Here is a 6,229-nt window from a genome sequence, read left to right as displayed (position 1 = left end):
ACATTTTTCATTTATCCGGCAATAGCGGACCTTTTGAAAAGGACTTTGTAAGAAAAAAGAACTTAAACCCGGAGAAAATATCAGAGACCTTTGGTAGCTTAATTTTTATGAAAATCAGTCTTGACATGGGGTCCACTATAGGCTTAAACATAATGCACCCTTTATATTGCATCCATATTTAAGAGAGCACGTATATTCTCTTACTTCAAGGTGTGGTTTTAGTCCTTTAATACTTCCTCTTATGGAAGCTCCAGTTTTGACAAAATCAAAATAGATTTATTGGAGAATGATTATATAAACATTTATCGCTAAACTGTGATATCATGTAAATATAAATATGCTTGAGACAAGCGGATGAGAAATCATCCGCTTTTTGTTTTTAGGATACAATGTTCTGTTTTAAGGTTGGAAATACGGTTGGAAAAATTATTTTAAAATTGTGTAAATCATCAGTTAGCTACTATAACACATTGATATTTATGGTACGCCCGGCTGGAATCGAACCAGCGATCTTCAGCTCCGGAGGCTGACGCCCTATCCACTGGGCCACGGGCGCATAGACTTACAAGGTCTTTGCAAAACATCTGATTTTAAAACCGTGTTTAAATGGCAGTATTTAAAAAAAATATGCTTAATAGCTAAATTATATGTGCTGAAAAGTCAAGTTTGAAAGCATTGCTTTGGCTTCGCCTACAACATACAAAGATCCGGTTATACATATTACTTCATCAGGCAAAGCTGTTTCAAGGGCATATTTGACGGCCTCGTCTACTTTGGGAATAATCTTTATATCCTTAACCAGATTTTTTGAAACAGCATAGAGTTTTTCCGGTTCCAATGCCCTGTCTATCTGCGGTTTAGTCAAAATAGCCCTGTCGGAAACCGAAAGGATATTTTTCAGCATAGATTTGTATGGCTTATCATCCAGCATACCGGTAACGACTGTTATTTTTCTGCCTTTATATTCTTTTGATAAAAAATTGTGCAAAGCCTGTGAAGCATTAAGATTATGTGCTCCATCAAGTATTACGCATGGAGAAGATGACACAATCTCAAGCCTGCCGGGCCAATTTGTCTGTTTAAGACCGGCACGTATATGTTTTTCGGAAAGATTGGTTTTCTTTTCGAGTATTTCGCATGCTGCCAGAACAAGAGCGGCATTTTCGATCTGATGATCGCCATGCAGGTTTATCTGCATATCCGGCCAGACATTGTTAATACCGAAATATGAAAAAGTTCCGTCTTTCTTTTTTTTTATTTTGAAATTATTTCCCAAAAGGTAGATAGGGGCTCTTTTTTTTGCAGCTATATTATTCAGCGTGTTAATTGCATTTTTTTGCTTTGCTCCGGTTATAACAGGTTTTCCTCTTTTTATTATGCCACCCTTTTCACCGGCAATCTGTTCAATTGTGGTTCCCAGGTATTTTTTATGCTCAAGAGAGATGTTTGTAACAATGGTTATCTCCGGTTGGATTACATTTGTTGCATCAAGTCTTCCGCCCATTCCTGTTTCGATAACAGCCCAATCCACTTTTTCTTTGCTGAATTCATATAAAGCCATAGCAGTTGTAAATTCAAAAAATGTGGGTTCGCGGGAACCTTTATGAACCTGATTCACCGCATTATATGATTCGACAACATTTTTGTTTGAAATGAGACGATTGTTTGTCCTGATTCTTTCATTGAAAGTTACAAAATGAGGAGAAGTGAACAAGCCGACTTTATATCCGGCTTTTTGTAAAATGGCAGATAAAGAGGATGCTACAGAACCCTTGCCGTTTGTACCTGCAATATGTATACATGAATAATTGTTCTGGGGATTTCCCAGATCGGAAAGAATATGTTTGATTGTTGCAAGCCCAAGTTTAATTCCGAATCTTCTTAAACCGTACATTGAGCTCAGGCAATCATTATAAGCCTTACTTCCCATAGATCTTTTCCTGGTAAATTCGGTTATTACTTAAAAGAGGCTATAAAAAACCCGGTAAGAAACAATATCTTTGCCGGGTTTTTTATTTGAAATATATTCACACTATTTTCTGTATTTACTTCTGGAAATAGCTATTCTTTCTCTTCTTAAAGCTTCGCGTTGTTTACGACGCCTGAATTCGCTCGGTTTTTCATAACTTTTTTTTAATTTCAACCGTTTGAAAAGGCCGTCATTTTGAATCTTTTTTTTCAAAATACGTATCGCTTTTTCAAGGTCGTTATCAAAAACCTTGACTTGAATTTCCTTCAAATTTACTCGCCCCCTTCTTTGCACCAGATAACTATAGGCTTTTTATCCCATTTCTGATGTTTTTTAATACCTGATTTGACAACTTTTCTTTCTGATACTTTCGCAAAAACCCAAAAAACTATTTTGTACCTGATAATACAGGTTTACCACTTCCGGTGTCGTAAAGTAAATCGAAGCTGATTGACCTTTCCGAGTCCGTATTTTTAACTTAATATTTATAACTTAGCAAGAAAAATCATCAACAAAATAATGTTTGGCATAAAACGCATTAATAAATTAAAAAACATCATTAAAGTTTTGAAAGAAGATCAGCCTGTACCTCTTTTACACCGGGAGTACCATCAAGTGGTATATATTTTAAAGTATTTGTATTTTTTGCAATATCTCTAAAATAATATGCTGATGCAAGTGTGCCATCGTCTGTGTTATAATATATGTCATGGCGTTTGTTGATTGCTTCTTCATCCTGATCATCGGCTCTTGTTTTCAGATTGCCACCGCATACACGGCATTTATCACCATTTGGCTTAATGGCATCTATATATATGTTGTTAGGATGATTATTGTCATTTTCGCAAAGTCTGCGCCCCATGATCCTGTTTTTTGCTATTTGACGGTCAAGAAGTATTTCAACTACTATATCAAGTTTTATGTTAGCCGCTTTCAATGACTCATCAAGTTTTATCGCCTGATTTTTATTTCTGGGAAAACCATCAAGGAGCCAGCCGTTTTTGCAATCAGGCTGTTTCATCCTGTCAAGTATCATAGGAATCGTAATTTCATCAGGGACCAAATCACCTTTGTCTATATACGCCTTGGCTTTTGCACCAAGCTCAGTTCCTTTTGAAATGTTTTCACGGAATATAGCGCCGGATTCGATATGAGGAGTATTATATTTATCCTTTAAAATGGCTCCCTGGGTTCCCTTACCACTGCCGTTTGGCCCGAAAAACAAAATGTTCATGTAAATTCTCCTTTTCTTATTTCATGGTGATATTTTATCACTTCTATAAACATGCTAAAGCTCATATCTTGGCTTAAATATAGAAACGACTAAATATTGTCAAGTGCAAGAACAATAAATGGTGTAATTAAAACTGTTGGGGGAATATTTTACGCAGCTTTGCCCCATTCCCGGTATTTATCCCATTCGTTGTTCTCCCGAAGTATTCTTAATGCAAGCATATCTAAGCCGCCTGTGCGGCGGTGAACCCTCCCGGTTCCCGGAGCTGGTCACTCCGGGCTTTCTAAGCCGCCTGTGCGGCGGTGAACCAGCAGACCAATTACCCTCCCCGTGAGTTAAGTTTCTAAGCCGCCTGTGCGGCGGTGAACAAACAACTCGGTATGACCACTGCCGAGTTACTTTTCTAAGCCGCCTGTGCGGCGGTGAACACTTGATGAGTAGATATTAATTGAATTTTGTATTTCTAAGCCGCCTGTGCGGCGGTGAACAACACATTGTCACCAACATCGGTGCCGCTCGATTTCTAAGCCGCCTGTGCGGCGGTGAACTTATTTCTCTTTCCGGGAAGAAAGTACTTGTTTTTCTAAGCCGCCTGTGCGGCGGTGAACAACAGCCTTCGATAATACGCATTATTCGTCACTTTCTAAGCCGCCTGTGCGGCGGTGAACGCTACGCTGAAAATTAAAGGGATAGTTTTGACCTTTCTAAGCCGCCTGTGCGGCGGTGAACAAATTGTCGGTTAGTGCGGATACCTTTTCTTCTTTCTAAGCCGCCTGTGCGGCGGTGAACATTTATTTATTTGACACAGTTCCGGCTGCTGATTTCTAAGCCGCCTGTGCGGCGGTGAACTTGTTGATATCCTGCAATCATTGGCCCAAAAATTTCTAAGCCGCCTGTGCGGCGGTGAACCTGGGAAGACTTTTATGTCAAAATGGATAGATTTTCTAAGCCGCCTGTGCGGCGGTGAACCATGTAAACAAGTGTTTTGTTATGACTGTTGCTTTCTAAGCCGCCTGTGCGGCGGTGAACTAGACGAAGCTGCTTTTCACGATGACCTTGCATTTCTAAGCCGCCTGTGCGGCGGTGAACTACAAGCGATTGAAGCGTATAAGCCCACACCATTTCTAAGCCGCCTGTGCGGCGGTGAACTATTCCGGGGGTTAGCATATACTCCTATAAAATTTCTAAGCCGCCTGTGCGGCGGTGAACAACTGCCGCCAATGAAGCTGAAAACTCTTTATTTTCTAAGCCGCCTGTGCGGCGGTGAACACAGTAATCCGTACATGCATGGTCTGGCAAACTTTCTAAGCCGCCTGTGCGGCGGTGAACGTGAATTGGATTAATGCTACGACCTGTATAGTTTTCTAAGCCGCCTGTGCGGCGGTGAACACTAACCGATGCAGAAACACTTTTCGTATCAATTTCTAAGCCGCCTGTGCGGCGGTGAACGGTTGCTTTCACAGTTGTACCAGGCATTTGCATTTCTAAGCCGCCTGTGCGGCGGTGAACTCAATCAGATTGAAACCCTTGCCCCGGAGTATTTTCTAAGCCGCCTGTGCGGCGGTGAACACAATATGGATTCGGCTTTCCGGCTTTTAGATTTTCTAAGCCGCCTGTGCGGCGGTGAACAAGTTAAACAACTCTTAAAAACAGTCTCTCAATTTCTAAGCCGCCTGTGCGGCGGTGAACTGCGTATTCAGAGCAGAAATCGTTGACGATGATTTCTAAGCCGCCTGTGCGGCGGTGAACGCCAATTTATTTGTATCTTTTTTTTGAGTTTTTTTCTAAGCCGCCTGTGCGGCGGTGAACAATATGCATTTCCTTGCGCATTCCCGAGAGTCTTTCTAAGCCGCCTGTGCGGCGGTGAACTGCTTAAAGCGCAGGCTTCCGCTTCGCGGCATTTTCTAAGCCGCCTGTGCGGCGGTGAACTCTATTGCTGAACCCGTGCTAAAACAATGAACTTTCTAAGCCGCCTGTGCGGCGGTGAACTACAGGATTAGACCGCAAAAAGATATTAGCAATTTCTAAGCCGCCTGTGCGGCGGTGAACTGCCGCGAAGCGGAAGCCTGCGCTTTAAGCAGTTTCTAAGCCGCCTGTGCGGCGGTGAACCTTTTACTCCGGCGTCGGCCATATAGCCTGGCTTTCTAAGCCGCCTGTGCGGCGGTGAACTTTTGTAAGGTCTGTGTAACCTTTTTTTGTAATTTCTAAGCCGCCTGTGCGGCGGTGAACTATTGAAATCTGATGATGAAACCATTTTCGTTTTTCTAAGCCGCCTGTGCGGCGGTGAACCTGTCTCCTTTTGCGCCACCGGATATTTTCCCTTTCTAAGCCGCCTGTGCGGCGGTGAACCCATATTTGCTGACAAGACGTGCTTTTTTCCATTTCTAAGCCGCCTGTGCGGCGGTGAACCCAGATAATCAAATTAATGCATAAATACATGGATTTCTAAGCCGCCTGTGCGGCGGTGAACAGAGACAGCCGGTGGATCAGAAATTTATCATCTTTCTAAGCCGCCTGTGCGGCGGTGAACAAGAAAACAACCCCCTGCATTCCCCCTTAACAATTTCTAAGCCGCCTGTGCGGCGGTGAACCCGTCACCCCAATCTACAGTATAATTACCTGTTTTCTAAGCCGCCTGTGCGGCGGTGAACACTGTGGGCAGCCTGCCGTTCGGCCTGGTACTTTTCTAAGCCGCCTGTGCGGCGGTGAACGGATCGCTCATATTTATTAAATCTGCGTGCATTTTCTAAGCCGCCTGTGCGGCGGTGAACAACAAGCAAGGCCGGTGACGGTATAAGGCTTTTTTCTAAGCCGCCTGTGCGGCGGTGAACGTTTCAACAGCCGTTTGCCAGTCCGCAAAATCTTTCTAAGCCGCCTGTGCGGCGGTGAACGGCATCACATTAAAATCTCATACTATCTGTGCTTTCTAAGCCGCCTGTGCGGCGGTGAACACAATGTAGGCGTGCCACATTGGAACAATGACTTTCTAAGCCGCCTGTGCGGCGGTGAACCAACCCCCGTTGACT

General features: G+C 43.0%; 4 protein-coding genes, 1 tRNA gene and 1 CRISPR repeat array. Of the genes, 1 reads left to right on the top strand and 4 read right to left on the bottom strand.

Annotated features, from left to right (window positions below; translation table 11 throughout):
- The coding region (locus VXK47_RS10360) for a hypothetical protein (RefSeq protein ID WP_435548711.1) at positions 1–182 on the top strand (182 nt) is incomplete at its 5' end.
- Positions 183–480: 298 nt separating this feature from the next.
- Here VXK47_RS10360 and VXK47_RS10355 read toward each other — a convergent pair.
- From VXK47_RS10355 to VXK47_RS10340, 4 genes are all read right to left on the bottom strand, one after another.
- Positions 481–556 (bottom strand) — tRNA-Arg (locus tag VXK47_RS10355).
- An 87-nt stretch (positions 557–643) separates the two neighbouring features.
- Complete coding sequence (locus VXK47_RS10350) at positions 644–1,930, bottom strand: bifunctional folylpolyglutamate synthase/dihydrofolate synthase (RefSeq protein WP_435548710.1); 1,287 nt, start codon at positions 1,928–1,930, stop codon at positions 644–646.
- A gap of 102 nt (positions 1,931–2,032) precedes the next feature.
- Positions 2,033–2,239, bottom strand: coding sequence for a small ribosomal subunit protein bS21 (gene rpsU, locus VXK47_RS10345; protein ID WP_435548709.1), 207 nt, complete (start codon positions 2,237–2,239; stop codon positions 2,033–2,035).
- A gap of 289 nt (positions 2,240–2,528) precedes the next feature.
- Positions 2,529–3,203, bottom strand: coding sequence for an adenylate kinase (locus VXK47_RS10340; protein WP_435548708.1), 675 nt, complete (start codon positions 3,201–3,203; stop codon positions 2,529–2,531).
- A gap of 220 nt (positions 3,204–3,423) precedes the next feature.
- Positions 3,424–6,214: a CRISPR direct-repeat array (repeat unit 28 nt; unit sequence TTTCTAAGCCGCCTGTGCGGCGGTGAAC).
- Between the last annotated feature and the right edge of the window lie 15 nt (positions 6,215–6,229).

Origin of the sequence: Desulfobacterium sp. N47 (genome assembly GCF_051233685.1) — a bacterium.
Lineage (GTDB): Bacteria > Desulfobacterota > Desulfobacteria > Desulfobacterales > RPRI01 > RPRI01.
Note: the sequence above shows the minus strand (reverse complement) of the source record. Positions and strands in the feature narration are given on the sequence as shown.

Coding starts and splice junctions, on each gene's coding strand:
- VXK47_RS10350 (WP_435548710.1), bottom strand. CDS start 1,930: ATGGGAAGTAAGGCTTATAATGATTGCCTGAGCTCAATGTACGGTTTA.
- VXK47_RS10340 (WP_435548708.1), bottom strand. CDS start 3,203: ATGAACATTTTGTTTTTCGGGCCAAACGGCAGTGGTAAGGGAACCCAG.